Origin of the sequence: Bacillus sp. FH (assembly GCF_052216825.1) — a bacterium.
GTDB classification, from domain to species: domain Bacteria; phylum Bacillota; class Bacilli; order Bacillales; family Bacillaceae_G; genus Bacillus_A; species Bacillus_A paranthracis.
Genome location: NZ_JBQOUU010000006.1, coordinates 14,262 through 31,876, shown reverse-complemented (window position 1 = coordinate 31,876; position 17,615 = coordinate 14,262). Strand labels below are relative to the sequence as shown.

At 35.4% G+C, this 17,615-nt stretch carries 20 protein-coding genes; 11 read left to right on the top strand and 9 right to left on the bottom strand.

Going from position 1 to position 17,615, the window contains the following annotated elements; genetic code table 11:
- Nucleotides 1-117: 117 nt before the first annotated feature.
- From pflB to ACTT1L_RS15330, 3 genes are all read left to right on the top strand, one after another.
- The gene (gene pflB / locus ACTT1L_RS15340; protein WP_000195487.1) at nt 118-2,367 is read left to right on the top strand and encodes a formate C-acetyltransferase; all 2,250 of its coding nucleotides are present in this window, start codon (nt 118-120) and stop codon (nt 2,365-2,367) included.
- A gap of 69 nt (nt 2,368-2,436) precedes the next feature.
- A complete protein-coding gene (gene pflA / locus ACTT1L_RS15335) occupies nt 2,437-3,168 on the top strand; it encodes a pyruvate formate-lyase-activating protein (RefSeq protein WP_071742201.1) in 732 nt (243 codons plus the stop codon).
- Nucleotides 3,169-3,580: 412 nt separating this feature from the next.
- Nucleotides 3,581-4,747, top strand: a complete 1,167-nt coding sequence (locus tag ACTT1L_RS15330) for a diglucosyl diacylglycerol synthase (protein ID WP_000594702.1) — start codon at nt 3,581-3,583, stop codon at nt 4,745-4,747.
- A 364-nt stretch (nt 4,748-5,111) separates the two neighbouring features.
- Here ACTT1L_RS15330 and ACTT1L_RS15325 read toward each other — a convergent pair whose 3' ends face one another.
- The 4 genes from ACTT1L_RS15325 to ACTT1L_RS15310 all read right to left on the bottom strand — a co-directional run bounded on the left by ACTT1L_RS15325 (nt 5,112) and on the right by ACTT1L_RS15310 (nt 8,316).
- Nucleotides 5,112-5,231 carry a YfhE family protein gene (locus ACTT1L_RS15325; RefSeq protein WP_000358480.1) on the bottom strand — a complete coding sequence of 40 codons (120 nt, stop codon included), beginning with the start codon at nt 5,229-5,231 and terminating at the stop codon, nt 5,112-5,114.
- Nucleotides 5,232-5,341: 110 nt separating this feature from the next.
- Nucleotides 5,342-5,899 carry a GNAT family N-acetyltransferase gene (locus ACTT1L_RS15320; protein ID WP_000914738.1) on the bottom strand — a complete coding sequence of 186 codons (558 nt, stop codon included), beginning with the start codon at nt 5,897-5,899 and terminating at the stop codon, nt 5,342-5,344.
- A gap of 240 nt (nt 5,900-6,139) precedes the next feature.
- Nucleotides 6,140-7,270, bottom strand: coding sequence for an amidohydrolase (locus ACTT1L_RS15315; protein WP_000698303.1), 1,131 nt, complete (start codon nt 7,268-7,270; stop codon nt 6,140-6,142).
- Nucleotides 7,271-7,410: 140 nt separating this feature from the next.
- Nucleotides 7,411-8,316: a TIGR01777 family oxidoreductase gene (locus ACTT1L_RS15310; protein ID WP_000684394.1), complete on the bottom strand. Its 906-nt coding sequence runs from the start codon at nt 8,314-8,316 to the stop codon at nt 7,411-7,413.
- An 81-nt stretch (nt 8,317-8,397) separates the two neighbouring features.
- On the opposite strand from ACTT1L_RS15310, the gene recX reads away from it, so the two are divergent.
- Nucleotides 8,398-9,210 (top strand): recombination regulator RecX, encoded by an 813-nt coding sequence (recX, locus tag ACTT1L_RS15305; RefSeq protein ID WP_000268522.1) that lies wholly within the window; start codon nt 8,398-8,400, stop codon nt 9,208-9,210.
- A 9-nt stretch (nt 9,211-9,219) separates the two neighbouring features.
- Nucleotides 9,220-9,537 carry a YfhH family protein gene (locus ACTT1L_RS15300; RefSeq protein WP_001057035.1) on the top strand — a complete coding sequence of 106 codons (318 nt, stop codon included), beginning with the start codon at nt 9,220-9,222 and terminating at the stop codon, nt 9,535-9,537.
- 64 nt (nt 9,538-9,601) lie between these two features.
- Here the strand turns inward: ACTT1L_RS15300 and ACTT1L_RS15295 are convergent, their stop codons facing one another.
- Both ACTT1L_RS15295 and ACTT1L_RS15290 read right to left on the bottom strand, forming a co-directional pair.
- A complete protein-coding gene (locus ACTT1L_RS15295; protein ID WP_000122093.1) occupies nt 9,602-9,754 on the bottom strand; it encodes a YpzG family protein in 153 nt (50 codons plus the stop codon).
- 38 nt (nt 9,755-9,792) lie between these two features.
- Nucleotides 9,793-9,951 (bottom strand): small, acid-soluble spore protein K, encoded by a 159-nt coding sequence (locus ACTT1L_RS15290; RefSeq protein WP_000517891.1) that lies wholly within the window; start codon nt 9,949-9,951, stop codon nt 9,793-9,795.
- Nucleotides 9,952-10,072: 121 nt separating this feature from the next.
- Here ACTT1L_RS15290 and ACTT1L_RS15285 point away from each other — a divergent pair, with 121 nt between their 5' ends.
- Nucleotides 10,073-10,339, top strand: a complete 267-nt coding sequence (locus tag ACTT1L_RS15285; RefSeq protein ID WP_000998157.1) for a YfhJ family protein — start codon at nt 10,073-10,075, stop codon at nt 10,337-10,339.
- Nucleotides 10,340-10,363: 24 nt separating this feature from the next.
- Here ACTT1L_RS15285 and ACTT1L_RS15280 read toward each other — a convergent pair whose 3' ends face one another.
- A complete protein-coding gene (locus tag ACTT1L_RS15280) occupies nt 10,364-11,344 on the bottom strand; it encodes a metal-dependent hydrolase (protein ID WP_000379131.1) in 981 nt (326 codons plus the stop codon).
- 149 nt (nt 11,345-11,493) lie between these two features.
- Between ACTT1L_RS15280 and mutY the strand changes: the two genes are divergently transcribed.
- Nucleotides 11,494-12,591, top strand: a complete 1,098-nt coding sequence (gene mutY / locus ACTT1L_RS15275) for an A/G-specific adenine glycosylase (protein WP_000171405.1) — start codon at nt 11,494-11,496, stop codon at nt 12,589-12,591.
- A 187-nt stretch (nt 12,592-12,778) separates the two neighbouring features.
- Here the strand turns inward: mutY and ACTT1L_RS15270 are convergent, their stop codons facing one another.
- Nucleotides 12,779-13,003 (bottom strand): hypothetical protein, encoded by a 225-nt coding sequence (locus ACTT1L_RS15270; protein WP_000289263.1) that lies wholly within the window; start codon nt 13,001-13,003, stop codon nt 12,779-12,781.
- A gap of 125 nt (nt 13,004-13,128) precedes the next feature.
- Here ACTT1L_RS15270 and ACTT1L_RS15265 point away from each other — a divergent pair, with 125 nt between their 5' ends.
- From ACTT1L_RS15265 to ACTT1L_RS15250, 4 genes are all read left to right on the top strand, one after another.
- Complete coding sequence (locus ACTT1L_RS15265; protein WP_000039045.1) at nt 13,129-13,410, top strand: gamma-type small acid-soluble spore protein; 282 nt, start codon at nt 13,129-13,131, stop codon at nt 13,408-13,410.
- A 188-nt stretch (nt 13,411-13,598) separates the two neighbouring features.
- Complete coding sequence (locus ACTT1L_RS15260) at nt 13,599-13,859, top strand: YgaB family protein (protein ID WP_000997582.1); 261 nt, start codon at nt 13,599-13,601, stop codon at nt 13,857-13,859.
- 251 nt (nt 13,860-14,110) lie between these two features.
- The gene (ntdP, locus tag ACTT1L_RS15255) at nt 14,111-14,641 is read left to right on the top strand and encodes a nucleoside tri-diphosphate phosphatase (RefSeq protein ID WP_000506628.1); all 531 of its coding nucleotides are present in this window, start codon (nt 14,111-14,113) and stop codon (nt 14,639-14,641) included.
- 54 nt (nt 14,642-14,695) lie between these two features.
- Nucleotides 14,696-16,456 (top strand): ABC transporter ATP-binding protein, encoded by a 1,761-nt coding sequence (locus tag ACTT1L_RS15250; RefSeq protein ID WP_016716390.1) that lies wholly within the window; start codon nt 14,696-14,698, stop codon nt 16,454-16,456.
- Between the two features lie 13 nt (nt 16,457-16,469).
- Here ACTT1L_RS15250 and ACTT1L_RS15245 read toward each other — a convergent pair whose 3' ends face one another.
- Nucleotides 16,470-17,558: an aromatic acid exporter family protein gene (locus ACTT1L_RS15245; protein ID WP_000765784.1), complete on the bottom strand. Its 1,089-nt coding sequence runs from the start codon at nt 17,556-17,558 to the stop codon at nt 16,470-16,472.
- Nucleotides 17,559-17,615: the final 57 nt, after the last annotated feature.

Here is a 17,615-nt window from a genome sequence, read left to right as displayed (position 1 = left end):
TTCACAAACATGTCACAACTATTTCGTTCACTTTCGTAAAAAAGTAGTATTCTAAGTGTGTAAGCTGTTATATAAAAAATCTTAGTCCTGTACTAATCAAAAATGGAGGAGATTAGGATGACTCAAGTATTAGAAAATGTTAAAAATGCATGGGAAAACTTTAAAGGTGAAAAATGGAAAGCAGAGATTGATGTTCGCGATTTCATTTTAAATAATGTAAACGTTTACGAGGGAGATGAATCTTTCTTAGCGGGAGCAACTGAAGCAACGAAACAACTTTGGGATCAAGTAATGGATTTAACAACGAAAGAACGTGAAAACGGTGGCGTTCTTGATATGGATACAAAAATTGTTTCTTCTATTACATCACATGAACCAGGATATTTAAATAAAGAGACTGAAAAAGTAGTCGGTTTCCAAACTGATAAACCATTTAAACGTTCTTTACAACCGTATGGTGGTATTCGTATGGCGGAACAAGCTTGTGAATCTTATGGATACGAAATGGATAAAGAGCTTAGTCGTATTTTTAGAGATTGGAGAAAAACTCATAACCAAGGTGTATTTGATGCTTATACACCAGAAATGAGAGCTGCTCGTAAATCAGGTGTTATTACGGGTCTTCCGGATGCATACGGACGTGGACGTATTATCGGTGACTACCGCCGCGTAGCATTATATGGAGTAGATCATTTAATTGAAGCGAAGAAAGCAGATTTAAATTTAACTGGCGGTGTAATGAGTGAAGATACAATGCGTTTACGCGAAGAGTTATCTGAACAAATACGTGCACTTCAAGAGTTAAAACAAATGGCTGCTTCTCATGGCTTTGATATTTCTAAGCCAGCAACAACTGCTCAAGAAGCATTCCAATGGTTATACTTCGCATATCTTGCAGCAATTAAAGAGCAAAACGGAGCTGCAATGAGTCTTGGACGTACTTCTACATTCTTAGATATTTATATTGAAAGAGATTTAGCAAATGGTACTTTAACAGAAGAAGACGTACAAGAAATTGTGGATCACTTCATTATGAAATTACGTCTTGTGAAATTTGCAAGAACACCTGATTATAATGAATTATTCTCTGGTGACCCAACTTGGGTAACTGAGTCTATCGGCGGTATGGCATTAGATGGCCGTCCATTAGTAACAAAGAACTCATTCCGTTTCTTGCATACACTAGATAATTTAGGACCAGCTCCAGAACCAAACTTAACAGTTCTTTGGTCTAAACAATTACCACAGAACTTTAAAAACTACTGTGCGAAAATGTCTATTAAAACATCAGCAATTCAATATGAAAATGATGACATTATGCGTGCTGACTACGGCGATGACTACGGGATTGCTTGTTGTGTATCTGCAATGAGAATCGGTAAACAAATGCAATTCTTCGGTGCACGTGCAAACTTAGCAAAAGCATTGCTATATGCGATTAATGGTGGTAAAGATGAAAAATCTAAAGCACAAGTTGGTCCTGAGTACGCACCGATTACTTCTGAAGTATTAGATTATGAAGAAGTTATGCATAAGTTTGATATGACAATGGAATGGTTAGCGGGTCTATATTTAAACACATTAAATGTTATTCACTACATGCACGATAAATATAGCTATGAACGTATTGAAATGGCACTTCACGATACAAATGTTCTTCGTACAATGGCAACAGGTATCGCGGGTCTATCTGTAGTAGCAGACTCTTTAAGTGCAATTAAATACGCAAAAGTAAAACCAATTCGCGATGAAAACGGAATTGCAGTTGACTTTGAAATTGAAGGAGATTTCCCTAAATACGGTAACAATGATGACCGTGTAGATGAAATTGCTGTAAATCTTGTGAAAACATTTATGAATAAACTTCGTAAACATAAAACATATAGAAATTCTGTTCATACAATGTCAATCTTAACAATCACATCTAACGTTGTATACGGTAAGAAAACTGGTAACACTCCAGATGGTCGCCGTACTGGAGAACCATTTGCACCAGGTGCGAACCCGATGCATGGACGTGATACAAAAGGTGCGTTAGCTTCATTATTATCTGTAGCTAAATTACCATATGAAGATGCACAAGATGGCATTTCTAATACATTCTCTATTATTCCAAAAGCACTTGGTAAAGAGGATGAAGTACAAGTACGTAACTTAGTATCAATGCTTGATGGTTATGCAGTAAAAGAAGGACATCACTTAAATATTAACGTATTTAACCGTGAAACATTAATGGATGCAATGGAACATCCTGAGAAATATCCACAATTAACAATTCGCGTATCTGGTTACGCTGTAAACTTTATTAAATTAACTCGTGAACAACAAATCGATGTAATTAACCGTACAATGCATGAAAGCATGTAAATGAAAAAAGTGTCCCTCTGCATTTTATAAATAGCAGAGGGAGGCTGTTTCAATAAAGGAGGAAGTAACATGGTAAAAGGAAGAATTCATTCTGTAGAGTCTTGTGGTACTGTTGATGGCCCAGGAATTCGTTATGTCATATTTACACAAGGGTGTTTATTACGTTGTCAATATTGTCATAATGCTGATACGTGGGAGATCGGTAAAGGAAAAGAAATAACAGTCGAAGAAGTAATGCAGGATGTGACATGTTACCTTCCTTTTATTGAAGCTTCCGGAGGCGGTATAACAGTTAGTGGTGGGGAACCATTATTACAACTAGATTTCTTAATTGAATTATTTAAGAAGTGTAAGGAAATTGGAATTCATACAACAATTGACTCTTCGGGTGGTTGTTATTCTGCAGAACCAGAATTCCAAAATAAGCTAGATATTTTAATGGAATACACAGATTTAGTTTTATTGGATTTGAAACATATTGATTCAAAGAAACATCGTAAATTAACAGGAAAACCAAATGAACATATTTTACAATTTGCTCGTTATTTATCGGATAAAAATAAACCGATTTGGGTACGACACGTATTAGTTCCTGGTATTACTGATAATGAGGAGGATCTACAAAAACTATCTAGTTTTATTCAAAGTCTGTCTAATGTTCAGAAAGTTGAAGTGCTACCATACCATAAGCTTGGTGTATATAAATGGGAGGCACTTGGGCATAAGTATCCACTCGCAAATGTAGAACCGCCTACTGAAAAAAATGTAGAAGAAGCAAGACATATTTTACAAGCAGTCTAATCCAAATGTTGGGTTAGGCTTTTTGCTTTCTTTACAATAAAACCTAGAGTATATATGGAGAAAAGAGTATACTGAAAATAGAATATCCATATTTTTGTAAGGAATAAGTGGAGAAATTTACATAATTGTAAAGGGAAATCAAAATAGTAAAAAGAATTAAGAAGTAAAAGAGTGAGTATCATGGAATAGAGAACATTTGTAAGTTATTGCGAAAGCTCTTATAGGAAAGTATAATGTAAAGATATGAGCACAGATAGGATTAAGGGGTCAATCTTATATGCTTTGCATATCCACGACAGGTACATAGCTGAAAGAGAAATATTAGAGTCTGTTTATGTAATTTTTAAGGAAAATGTTTTTCCTATTGTCGTATATGCAATATGGAGAAACAATAAGCTAGGAGTGGATTTGTTTGATAAAAAACCCCAAGGTTTTAATATTAACTGCACATTACGGAAACGGTCATGTGCAAGTAGCGAAAACATTAGAACAAACATTTCGCCAAAAAGGAATTAAAGATGTAATTGTATGCGATTTGTTCGGAGAATCACATCCGGTTATAACCGATATTACAAAATATTTATATTTAAAAAGTTATACAATAGGAAAAGAATTGTACCGCTTGTTTTATTATGGCGTGGAAAAAATTTATGATAAAAAAATAGCATCTTGGTATGCTAATTTTGGAAGAAAACGTTTGAAATTACTTTTACAAGCGGAGAAACCGGATATTGTTATTAATACGTTTCCGATTATAGCTGTACCAGAATTAAAAAAGCAAACAGGTATTTCAATTCCTGTGTATAACGTATTAACGGATTTCTGTGTGCACAAAATATGGATTCATCGGGAAGTAGATCGTTATTTTGTAGCAACTGATCACGTAAAAGAAGTTATGGTTGATATTGGTGTGCCTGCGGAGCAAATTGTTGAAACTGGAATTCCGATTCGTAGTAGTTTTGAGTTAAAGATCAATTCAGATATTATATATAATAAATATCAGTTATGTAAGAATAAAAAGATTTTACTAATTGTAGCAGGTGCTCATGGAGTATTAGGAAGTGTAAAAGAACTATGCCAATCATTTATGTCAGTACCTGATTTACAAGTAGTTGTTGTTTGTGGGAAAAATGAAGCGTTAAAACAGGATTTGTTAGGGTTACAGGAAAAAAATCCTGATGCATTAAAAGTATTTGGTTATGTAGAAAATATTGATGAACTATTCCGTGTTACTTCTTGTATGATTACAAAGCCAGGCGGTATTACGTTAAGTGAAGCGGCAGCATTGCAAGTACCTGTCATTTTATATAAGCCTGTTCCAGGACAAGAAAATGAAAATGCGATGTACTTTGAAAGAAAAGGGGCTGCAGTTGTCATTCGTGATGATAGTGAGGTTTTTGCAAAAACAGAGGCGTTATTACAAGATGATATGAGGCTTCTTCAAATGAAAGAAGCGATGAAAAGCATTTATCGTCCAGAGCCAGCTGATCATATTGTGGATACAATTTTGGCAGAAAACCATGTAGAACCGAATCATATACCTATTAAATCACCTGCTCTTGCACAATCATTTACTTAATATGAAACCCTCTTTTGTATGTTTAAAGAGGGTTCTTTATTATTTTCGAAGATAAAGACTTATCCACATGAAGAGTGCGCTTTCATTAAACAGTAAAGTCGGAATATTAACAACTATATCCACATTATCCACAATTTTTAGAAAAATATCCACAATTCTAACATTTGATGTGCGTTACGATATATAAACTGGTGAAAGGTTTGCCTAATTTATTCACAATTCTATAAATTATGTGGATAACGTTATCCACATAAAAAAGGTTCCTTATTTATAAGGAACCTTTTTCCTACTCTATCACGTAGAAAAAATATGTAATGAGAATGAATAATTAGGGGGGGAGAACTTCTAATTATTCATTCTCACTTTAAATACTTTTCGAGCGATAACCCGCTGCGCGATCTGCTTTACGAAATTCTCGTTGGTAGAGAACTTCTTGTGTACTAGATAATGCGTTTTTTGCTTTATCACGTTTCTTTTTATCCATTACAAATCACCTCGTGTCCTAAAGTCACTATTTATCGTTTCCAAAGACATGGGGTGATATACGTATATATCAAAATGTTAATGGTTAATTATTATTTCTGAAAATTTAGATTATGCTTCTTTTAAGTGATGAGAATCTTGGAACGTTGTATCTCGCATTGTAGCAAGTGTATATTGATCTTTTGGAATTTCATATAAGTTATATACTTCTTCATTTGCGTTAATTTCATCATAAACGGCTTTTCTTGTTTCGTTTGCTAGGTTTACATATTGTAATTTTTCTGCAGCTTTAATAGAACGAATATTTATTTTGCGAATACGCATAAAGATCGTTTCAATATCTAACTCGTAGAAAAGTTCGCTAAAAAATGAATCTTTTGCCAATTTATTGTAGCCTTTTCCGTGATAAGGTTTGCCAAGCCATGTTCCAAGGAATCCGGCTTTTTCTTGCACATCAAATAAAGTAATTGTTCCGATAGGGTTACCCCATTCATCTAAAATTGTGCGTGAAATTAATTCCCCACGCTCTTCAGCTTCAATCGTTTGTTTCGTTAAAAATAAATATTCCTCATAAGAATAAGCCTTTTGACGCACAAAAGGGAAGACAGCTGGATCCACCATTAACTCGTATAGAACGTGGCTGTCGTGTAAGTCGCGTTTTTTCAACATACTAACTCCTCCTCACACGAGGGTAGCATGACGAAAAAACACCCCACCCTCGAAATTTTTATATCAATCTTTAAAAAATTTCGGGTGGGAATCGAACCCACTAGAACCAGTTTCTAACGCTGGTGGCGCACCATTTGCCTTCCCCATTCATCAATTTGAAAATGATAATCACGACACAAATTGATTATGGTTTCATTCAGTTTATAATCGTATAATACTTTATCTAGTCAAAAAAATAAACTAGTTTTTTTTATTTTTTTTGTAAATTATTTTTCCATCAATCATAGTTAGTACAGGCTTGGCTAAATAATGGAAAGGATGATGGGTCCAGAGCACAAGATCAGCGTCTTTTCCAGCCTCAATGCTTCCAATTCTATCCTCTAAACGTAAATTTCGCGCTGGAAATATAGTGATTCCTTCTAGTGCAGTTTTTTCGTCTAATCCTTCCCTTACTGCGACAGCAGCACAAACATTTAAATATTGAATGGGTGTATAGGGGTGATCTGTTGTGATGGAAACTTCCACTCCATTTTTTGATAATATATGGTAAGTATCCCATGTTTTATTTTTTAGTTCGATTTTAGAACGGCGTGTAAGCGTGGGGCCAACTGAAACCTTCAAATTGTGTTTTGAAAGTTCTTCAACAATAAAGTGTCCTTCTGTACAATGTTCAATACGTAAATCAAGATTGAACTCTGTTGCAAAGCGTAGAGCGGAACTAATATCATCTGCTCGGTGAGCGTGGATACGTACGGGTATTTCACGGCGTAATGCTTTTAAAATAGGAAGCATTCGAAAATCTGCTTCATGCCCGTAGTGCTGTGCTTCATAAAATGATTCCCGAAGTAATCCCATAATTCCCATACGCGTAATGGACTCTTTTGTTCCATTACTATGGACTTTTTTAGGATTTTCGCCAAAGGCAATCTTTAAGCCAGCAGGTTCTTGAATGATCATATGATCAATACAAGTTCCGGCTGTTTTTATTACACAAGTCGTACCACCGATGATGTTTTGACTTCCTGGCATAACGTGAACAGTTGTAATTCCATTTTGTACCGCATCTTGAAATGCAATATCCAAAGGGTGGATTCCGTCTAAAGAACGAATATGGGGTGTTGAAACTTCAGACGTTTCATTTGCATCATTGCCAGCCCAACCAGTACCTTCATCATAGAGACCAAGATGGGTATGGACATCAATAAATCCAGGTAAGAGATGAAGAGCACGTGCGTCTATAACTGTCATATCTTGAGTAGGTTGAATGGAAGGCTTGACCTCAGCAATTTTTTCTCCTATAACGAGTACATCCCCTTGAAATTTTTGGGATGTAATAGGATATACAATGGCTTGTTTGAGCAATATTTTCATAGGTACCTCATTTCTGTTACTTTATAATGTTAATGGAATGTAAGGGAAAGTAACTGAAAGATTATTTGTGTAATAATGCTCCGGATGCTAGAAAATAAAAGTTTTGAAAGGGCCCTCTGTAAAACTGTGTTTTAGAAGTACTACATTGTATGCGAAAGTATATTTTGTAATGCATGGTCTATTGACGGAAATGTGTATTGATACCCATACTCAATTGCTTTACTAGGTAATACATGTTGCCCTTCTAGTACAAGTATGCTCATCTCGCCTAATAAAGCATGAAGCATAAATGAAGGGACAGGTAACCAATGAGGTTTTTTTATTATAGTTGCAATGATTTCTCCAAATTCCTTCATTCTTATAGGATCAGGAGCTGTAATGTTAAGAGGTCCATCAATTTCTTCTTTGTGTATGATGAAATCAATCATGCGAACGACATCGTCTATATGAATCCATGATAACCATTGATTTCCAGATCCAACTGTACCTCCGATATAGAATTGATAGGGAAGTAGCATTTTTGGAAGGGCTCCTCCGTCTGGACCTAATACGACTCCGAATCTTGCGTAGATTGTCCGTATTCCGAGAGCACGTGCTTTAGATGCTTCTTGTTCCCATGAATATACTGTATTTGCTAAAAAGTCATTTCCAGGAGTCACATGCTGTTCTGTAAAAGACTCGGTTTCAGACGTTCCATAGTATCCAATTGCACTTGCGTTAATAAATGTGTGTGGTTTTGTAGGGAGTGCCTGCAATTGTTTAATGAGTCCTTTTGTTGTTTGAATTCTACTGTTTAAAATGACTTTCTTTTGTTTCTTTGTCCATCTACTATTAATAGACTCTCCAGCTAGATTAATAACTACATCAATAGAAGAGAGGGGGAAGGTTTGTAAATCTGGTGTCCATTGTACATACTGAAGGTTAGGATCGGAAGTTTCAGCAGTTTTTTTTCGTGAGAGAATGTAAACAGTATATCCTTTTTGAATAAAAAAGGTAGAAAGGTATTTACCTATAAAGCCGGTACCACCAGAAATTGCGATTTTCACAATTATTTCCTCCTCATTATATATATTCTTGAAAAGCAAAAACGTTCCTTGACTATGTTAAAATAATAGAGAGGTGAGAGTATGGCTGTCATTACAAAAATAGAAGTGCAAAAACGATCGAAAGAACGGTTTAATATTTATATCGATAAAGGTCAAGGTGAAGAATACGGATTTAGTGTCAATGAAGTAATCTTAATAAAACATGGATTACAAAAAGGCTTAGAAATTGATGAAATAGCTTTAGGAAATATTTTGTACAATGAAGAGGTACAAAAAGCATATTTACAAGCAATCTCCTATTTATCCTATCAAATGAGAACGAAACTAGAAATAGAAGATTTTTTACGAAAAAAAGAAGTTGGACAAGCCATCATCTCTGAGGTCGTTTCGAAATTATTACATGACCGATATATTAATGATAAAGAGTATGCTATTTTATATACGAGAACGCAAAGTAATGTGAATCGAAAAGGTCCAACGGTTATTAAAAGAGAGTTGTTAAATAAAGGTGTTCAGGATTTAATTATTACGCATAGTTTACAAGAATATCCGAAGGAAAAGCAAATTGAGAATGCTTTAATTCTTATAGAAAAGAAGAAGAAATCTTATCAAAAGCATTCCTTTTTACAAATGAAGCTAAAGTTAGACGAAATGCTGGTTCGTAAAGGATATTCTAGAGATGTGATTCAAATTTGTTTAGAAGAATTGAAAGACGAAAAAGATGACGAAAAGCAACGAGAAGCGTTACACTATCATGGGAATAAATACTATGAGAAATATAAGAAGTATGATGGATGGACATTTGAAAATAAGATGAAACAAGCGTTATATCGCAAAGGATTCTCTATCGATGAGATAGAGATATTTTTGCAAATGAAACGCGAAGAGGGATGAGGGAATAAAATGAATATGCCAAAACGCTACAGTGAAATGACACCATATGAGCTAAGGGAAGAAATTGGGGTTTTGAAAGAGCAAGCGATAAAAGCTGAGCAACTTGGAATTGTAAATGAGTTCGATGTATTAATGCGAAAGATAGCAATGGCTCGCGCTTATATGACTGACATAAACAAATTCCATATCGGTGAGACATATGAATTAGTAGAAGAACCTGGTATATTATTTGAAATTACGTATTTCAATGGGGTATTTGCTTGGGGACATAAGCAAAATGATAATGAAGAGATTGGAATACCGATTTCTTTATTGCAAGAAAAATAAAAACCAGAGAGCGAATATCTCTCTGGTTTTCATCTTTGGTAGGCGTTACAGGAGATAGGAGATTCTAAAATTGGCGTTTTTTACATTCATTCGCCAATATAATGAGAGACTGGGTTTGTTGCGTCTGTCCGTTAACTTGCGCTTTTGCATGTTTCGGACGAGTCCACGTATGGTTAAATAATTCAGAACGACTATCTAAGCGATCACGGTAGCTCATCTTTATCACCTCGTGTAGGAAGTTAAGTTACTTTGTTACTACTCTTCCTGCTGATTTGCAGCACGCATACGTTCTTGTGGGTGCGTGTTAATTGTGCCGTTAGGTCGTTTCGAAGCGAAGCGTGATTTCGCTTTCGGTTGACCGTCGATTTTGCTGTTGTTTTTTGACTCAGACCAAAATTCGGCTTGTTTACCCATTGCGAACGCCCTCCTCATCATCAGTTGATACCTCTTGAAGAAGTATCAATTATAGAATGTGCAAAATAGAAGAAACTATCCTTTAGAAATGAAGGGATAATTAGGTAAAGGAGACTAGAACATGAATGATATTTATGAAGCATTAACGAAAGAACTATTAGACAAAAATGACAAGCTTTCTTACGCACAAGCGCGTGCTTGGGTTGAATTACTGTGGGAAGATTTTCAAACGACTTATGCGAAATCAGGTCGTTATCAAGGAGAAGAAATGACTGAACAAGTTGTGCGATCATGGATTAATAATCATGGAGGACGCCTTCATGAAATGCGTACAAATAATCCGAAATATAGCCATTTAATCAATCAAGAAGATCATTTGAAACATTAAAAAAAGCGACTGAAGTCGCTTTTTTTAATGTGGAAGTAACTCCAGTTTTTTTCGAAGTTTTTCTTCACTAAAAATCCATCCTGTATAGGAACTAATAATATTTAAATTATGATCGAGTTGAACGATCGCAACGAATGGATAATAGTCTTTACTACGATATCGCAAATCAATGAATCGAACTTCATAATAATGATCATAATCGAAAATGTCCCAGCGATATACAGGGGAGAAAGATAAAAATGCTGAGATGTTTTCATCTTGTTTAGCTGCGCGCATAATAGCATTATCTGGGAACGGTACCCGATCGAACTTATCATAGATCATAATGTTACCACGATGCCATCTAGCAACGTAGTAATAATCGGTTGTAACGACTGCTAAATGATAATGATAAAATCGATAAGAAGGAGAAATGATTATCTTCTCAACATTTTTGAAACGTTTTTGTACAACACTTCTTATATTTCTATGCATCATAATCCGTCCGATGTAGTAAACAATCATTAATATATACGCTGCTAAGGCAGTATATCCTTTATGGGAACCTACGAGCATACAAGCAATTGCGAGTATATGGATAAAGAAAATGACGGTATCAAATGTATTAATGATGCCGAGCGCTACCCATTTTTTTGTGAAGGGCCGTAATGCTTGTGTACCGTAGGCATTAAAAATATCTACAAAGACATGAAGAAAGACGGCAATAAAGGACCAAAGTAGTAGATGCAAATATGGAGCGTCTGAAAAGAAGGCGAAAGAGATGCCACTTATAAGGAAAGACCAAAGAATCACTGCAGGAATGGAATGAGTAATCCCACGATGATTTCTTATATATTTAGCGTTATTACGCAATTTTAAAACTGTATCGATGTCAGGAATATTGGAGCCGGCAATTGTAGCAAGCATAACTGCTTGTGGCCCAATATCACTTTGTGCTATGGCTGGATCTAACGTGGCCAAACTGCCTAGAGTAACGCCCATAACAAGGTGAGTGGCTGTGTCCATAGAAATCCACCTCCGTTTTTTATTAATGTAACTCTTTTTATTCGATACCTCAAGTCCTTTGCCTTCTATTTCCTATGTCATCTTACTTAAATTTTTTCCTAAAATCTTTATAATAGTACTTATATGCAAAAAAATGAGGGGGACCAAGTTTGACACTTGAAATATTAAATAATTTTAACATAGAGCAGTTTCAAAATGATTTAATTGGTTGGTTTGAAAAAGAGCAACGCGACTTACCGTGGCGTAAAAATAAAGATCCATACCGTGTTTGGGTTTCGGAAATTATGTTGCAGCAAACTAGGGTAGAAGCTGTAAAACCATATTACGCAAATTTCATGGGGAAGTTTCCTACTCTAGAAGCTTTGGCAAATGCTGATGATGAAGAAGTGTTAAAAGCATGGGAAGGTTTAGGCTATTATTCTAGAGCGCGAAATTTACATGCAGCCGTAAAAGAAGTAAAAGAAGTATATGGCGGGATTGTGCCAAGTGATGTAAAGAAGATTGAGAAATTAAAGGGAGTCGGTCCCTATACAAAAGGTGCTATTTTAAGTATCGCATATGGTATACCAGAGCCGGCAGTTGACGGAAATGTTATGCGTGTATTATCTCGCATTTTATCAGTATGGGATGACATTGCAAAACCAAAAACGAGAAAAGTGTTTGAAGAGATTGTGCGTGAAATTATTTCGGCTGAAAATCCATCTTATTTTAATCAAGGTTTGATGGAATTAGGAGCATTGATTTGTATTCCTAAAAATCCAGCATGCTTACTTTGTCCTGTACGTGAGCATTGCAGGGGATATGCTGAAGGTGTTCAAAAGGAATTACCAGTAAAAAGTAAAGCGAAAGCCCCTACGATGGTACCGATCGTTGCAGGAGTACTTCAAACTGAAGATGGTCGTTACGTCATTAATAAACGTCCAAGTACCGGTTTATTAGCTAACATGTGGGAGTTTCCGAATATTGAACTTGGCGAAGGGATTCGAAGTCAGAAAGAACAGCTTACAGATTATATGAAAGAAAAATTTGAGCTCTCGATTTCTATTGATGAATACGCAATGAATGTACAACATACATTTACACATCGCACATGGGATATATTCGTATTTTACGGAAAAGTAACTGGTGATATCGTTGAAACAGATACATTGAAATTTGTATCGAAAGAAGCATTTGAGCAGTTACCTTTCTCTAAATCACATCGTACGATTTATGAGAATTGTGTTGAGAAAATTACAATGCAATAAAGTGAAACTTTAATCAGTGGGGGTTTTCTTCATCCCCCACTGATTATCAGCCCTCACCAATCGGACTTTTATGGGCAGCCCGACCCCCACCTCACTTCTTTGCTTTCGCTACATTTTGAGGTGGGGGTCTTACTGCCCATTAAAGCGGGATAAACAAAAAAAGTGTTCCCAGGTTGGGAACACTTTTTTAATCGTAAGAAATTTTTGTCCCATGAGTCCAACTAGCATCACCTTCTTGTAAGCCGCCTCTTGATTCAATTTCTATTACAATTTCTTTGTAGATACTTTGACCTTCTGCATTTAAATACGGCAAAATCTGTTGTAATGAATGATGAAAATAAGCCAATTCATCTTCTTTCCACTCACTTTTTGAAACCATCGTTAGTTCAGTCATATCGCGTCCTACATACATATTCCCACCTCCATTTTCTATAGTTTGAATGAGTAACAAGAGATATATGCGGAATTTTTTCAAAAGAAAATTACGGATAGCTTCTAGTTGAATTGGTTACATTATTGATTGTGGAGGTGAGAAAGATGAGTAAAAAACAACAAGGTTATAACAAGGCAACTTCTGGTGCTAGCATTCAAAGTACAAATGCTAGTTATGGTACAGAGTTTTCAACTGAAACAGATGTGCAAGCAGTAAAACAAGCAAACGCACAATCAGAAGCGAAGAAAGCACAAGCTTCTGGTGCACAAAGTGCAAACGCTAGTTATGGTACTGAATTTGCAACTGAAACAGACGTGCATGCTGTGAAAAAACAAAATGCACAATCAGCTGCAAAACAATCACAATCTTCTAGTTCAAATCAGTAATGAAAGAAAAACACTTCTCTAATTCGAGAGAAGTGTTTTCTTTGTGCTTTGGTCATGGGAATGAAAATAAAATGAACGACATAACTTCTAATAAGTCAACAAATGTAGTCAAAGGAGAAGGAAGTTAAAGATTAGAAATATGTAATGAGGAATAATAAATGATAAATAAGTCCAAAAGGGGGTAAGTAATGAACGATTTTGATAAGTTGGTAGGAGAGCAATTGGAAACGATGGATGAGTTGTTGAAGTTACAAGCTCACCTAGAGAAGTATCAGCAAATTGAAATGAGCGAAAAGGATACGTGCGATAAAAAGGAATTACATTTTATCCGCCAAGAAATATATAGAACAGAATTAGCGCTCAAGCTATTACATGAGAAATTTGAAGAGCAAACAAATAGTGTGATTCAATCTTTTGAAACTGAAAAAATGATTTCAAATTTAGGATAAGATATATTGTTGCCTTTAGGTGAAAGGTCCTTCTGTACATGGAAATGAGGAAGGACTTTTTTTATTCTCATTTCTTCCTTTATAAAATGTTAAGCGAAGATCCTTGTTTCTTAATAGGATTAAGGATATCGTATTCAGTGTAAAATATAGAGTCTTATCGCTTTAGTTTTAAAATTTCGACAAAAAAGTTATAATAGAAAAAAAGTGAATGCAGTTCAAAGGGCATTTGCAGTTGAAGGAAGGGAGCATATATGGGATTTCCCAAAGAAGGAGAAAAAGTACAAATACATAGTTATAAACATAATGGCTCCATTCATAGAATGTGGGAAGAGACAACGATTTTAAAAGGGACACAAAGTCTTGTGATCGGAGCAAATGATCGTACAGTAGTGACAGAATCAGATGGCCGAACATGGATTACTCGTGAACCAGCAATTTGTTATTTTCATGCAAACTACTGGTTTAATGTGATTGGAATGTTAAGGGAAGAGGGCGTATATTATTATTGTAATTTAAGCTCACCTTTTGCATATGATTCTGAAGCGTTAAAGTATATTGATTATGATTTAGATATTAAAGTGTATCCAGATATGACATATACACTTTTAGATGAAGATGAATATGAAAAACATAGTCAAATTATGCAATATCCACCTGTAATTGATACGATTTTAAAACGAAATGTAGCACAACTAACACAATGGATTCATCAAAGAAAAGGGCCATTCGCACCAGACTTTGTAGATATGTGGTATGAGAGATATTTAATGTACAGAAATTAAAACAAACCTGCAGGGGATTTCCCCGCAGGTTTGTCCTATTAGAGGGGGGATTATGTGCAAGGTATAAAAAGATATTTGCAATTTGTTAAACCATATCGATGGCTTATTGCTATTACGATTATGATTGGTCTAGTTAAATTCGGCATCCCGCTCATTATGCCGTGGTTATTAAAGTATATTATTGATGATGTCATTCAGGGCGGAGGGTCACTTCAAGATAAGACGTCCCAACTAGTAACAGCGATTGGGATTGCCTTTTTTATTTTTGCAGTGTTAAGACCACCGATTGAATATTATCGTCAATATTTTGCGCAGCGTATCGCAAATACAATACTATATGATTTGCGAAAACATATTTTTGGTCATTTACAAAAGTTGAGTTTACGTTATTATTCGAATACAAAAACAGGGGAGATTATTTCGCGTGTCATTCATGATGTAGAACAAACGAAGGATTTTGTAATTACTGGTTTGATGAATGTTTGGTTAGACACGGCAACAATTGCTATCGCTATCATTGTTATGTTTTCTATGAATATAAAATTGACATTTGTTGCGCTATTAATTTTACCTATTTATGTAGTGGCAGTGAAATATTTTTTCGGGCGTCTTCGAAAATTGACGAAAGAGCGTTCACAAGCGTTAGCAACGATGCAAGGGTATTTACATGAACGTATTCAAGGGATGCAAGTGACACGTAGCTTTGCATTAGAAGAGTATGAAGGGAAGCAATTTGAAAAAAGAAATAATGAATTTTTGACGAAAGCGTTAACACATACGAGTTGGACGGCGAGAACATTTTCGGCAGTAAATACGTTAACAGATTTAGGGCCGTTACTCGTGATTGGTTTTGCGGCGTATGAAGTGATTCAGGGGCAGTTAACCTTAGGAACTATGGTTGCCTTTGTTGGATATATGGATAGTTTGTATAGTCCACTTCGCCGCCTTGTCAATTCCTCTACGACATTAACACAGTCTTTCGCATCGATGGATCGGGTGTTTGAACTGTTAGACGAAAAATACGATATTGTGAATGTACAAGGTGCGGTACAAACGAAAAAATTAAATGGTGAAGTGATATTTGATAATATATCTTTTCGTTACAACTCGGATGAAAAAGAGGTATTACATAACCTTTCGTTAACTATATTGCCAGGAGAGAAGGTAGCACTTGTAGGAGCGAGTGGGGGAGGGAAGTCATCTCTTGCTAGTTTAATCCCGCGTTTCTATGATGTCTCTTCAGGCACAGTTTATGTAGATGGGATAGATGTTAGAAAGTATGATATGAGAAATTTACGTAGTCATATTGGAATTGTACTGCAAGATAATTTGTTATTTAGCGATACAATCGGGGCAAATATTTTATATGGGAATCCGAAAGCTACAGAGGAAGAAGTAATTGCAGCTGCCAAAGCTGCGCAAATTCATGATTTTATTATTGAGTTACCTGATGGTTATGATACTGTCGTCGGGGAACGCGGTGTGAAGTTATCTGGTGGGCAAAGGCAACGTGTAGCGATTGCACGCGTGTTTTTAAAGAATCCATCGTTACTTATATTAGATGAAGCGACTTCCGCTTTGGATCTAGAAAATGAACGATATATTCAAGAGGCGCTTCAAACGTTAGCTGCTGATCGAACGACGATCATAATTGCACATCGATTGGCGACGATTACGCATGTGGATACGATTATTTACATTGAAGATGGTGAAATTAAAGAAACAGGATCTCATGAAGAATTAATGAAAAAAAGAGGATATTACCACAATTTATATCAACTTCAACATATAACAGAAACAGCTCCTTTAGCGTAAAAGGAGCTGTTTTTTATTCGTCTTCTTTTTTATCATCGATTTTGAGTTCTGCTTCTGGTTTATGGTATGTGTAGAAGCTATCCACAAGTAAATCTAAATGCTCTACTTCTTCACTATAGTTAATAATAGCAGAAATAAGAGGGAAGAGATGTAGCCATGTTTTATATGCCTCTTCATCATCCTTGTTTTGATATTCCATAAAGATATCAATTAATTCCTGTTTACCTGTTTCAACTTCATCAAGCATTTCAACGGATTGTTGTTTTTTTGCTTTACCAATAAATTTTAATAAAACTTGTTCATGATAATGTGTTAATGAATCAAGTTCGTTCTGAATAGATTCCTGGAATTCTTCTGGCATATAGCGCAGTTCGTTTTCAGTACGATGTAATGATTTTAACGTACTTAAAGCACGACTTGTCGTCGCTAACATTTGTCTGAATAAAACAAGCTTACGAATTTTTGCGAACTTTACTTTTTTCGTATAGCTTCTTTCTTCTTTATACAGCAAATAGTAATGGTTTAGTTTGATCATTTTTTCTTTCATACGATCAATATCAGTTTTTAATGTTGTAAAATCAGAAGCTTGCCTGCTATTCATTCGAATCCATTTTACAATTTCTTCGGTATTATCAACGATGCGATGATATAACTTTGTTTCGTATTTTGGCGGCATAAACACTAAATTTACAAGTGAAGCCGCAATAATTCCAACCATAATCGTCGCAAATCGAAGTAAGGCAAAACTAAAGAAATCTTCACCTTGATACTCCATAATAGCGATAACTGTTACTAAAGCAATTGATATTGTGTTTTCTAATCGTAATTGCAATGTAAGAGCAATTACTAATATACATGTTAATCCAATAATAAAAGGATTATGTCCAAAAGCAGTAGCGAATGCGATAGCGAATACCGCACCAATGACGTTTGCTTGAATTTGTTCAAGTGCAGTTAAATACGAACGGTATACAGACGGTTGAACAGCGAAGATAGCTGAGATTCCCGCAAATACTGGACTCGGTAAGTTAAGTAAAATACAAGCAAATAAAGCTAATGTGATGGCAATACCCGTTTTTAAAATGCGAGCACCAAGTTTCATACCCTTAATAAGATCCTTTCTCTTGTCATAATGAATGTACAACATGATACTATACAT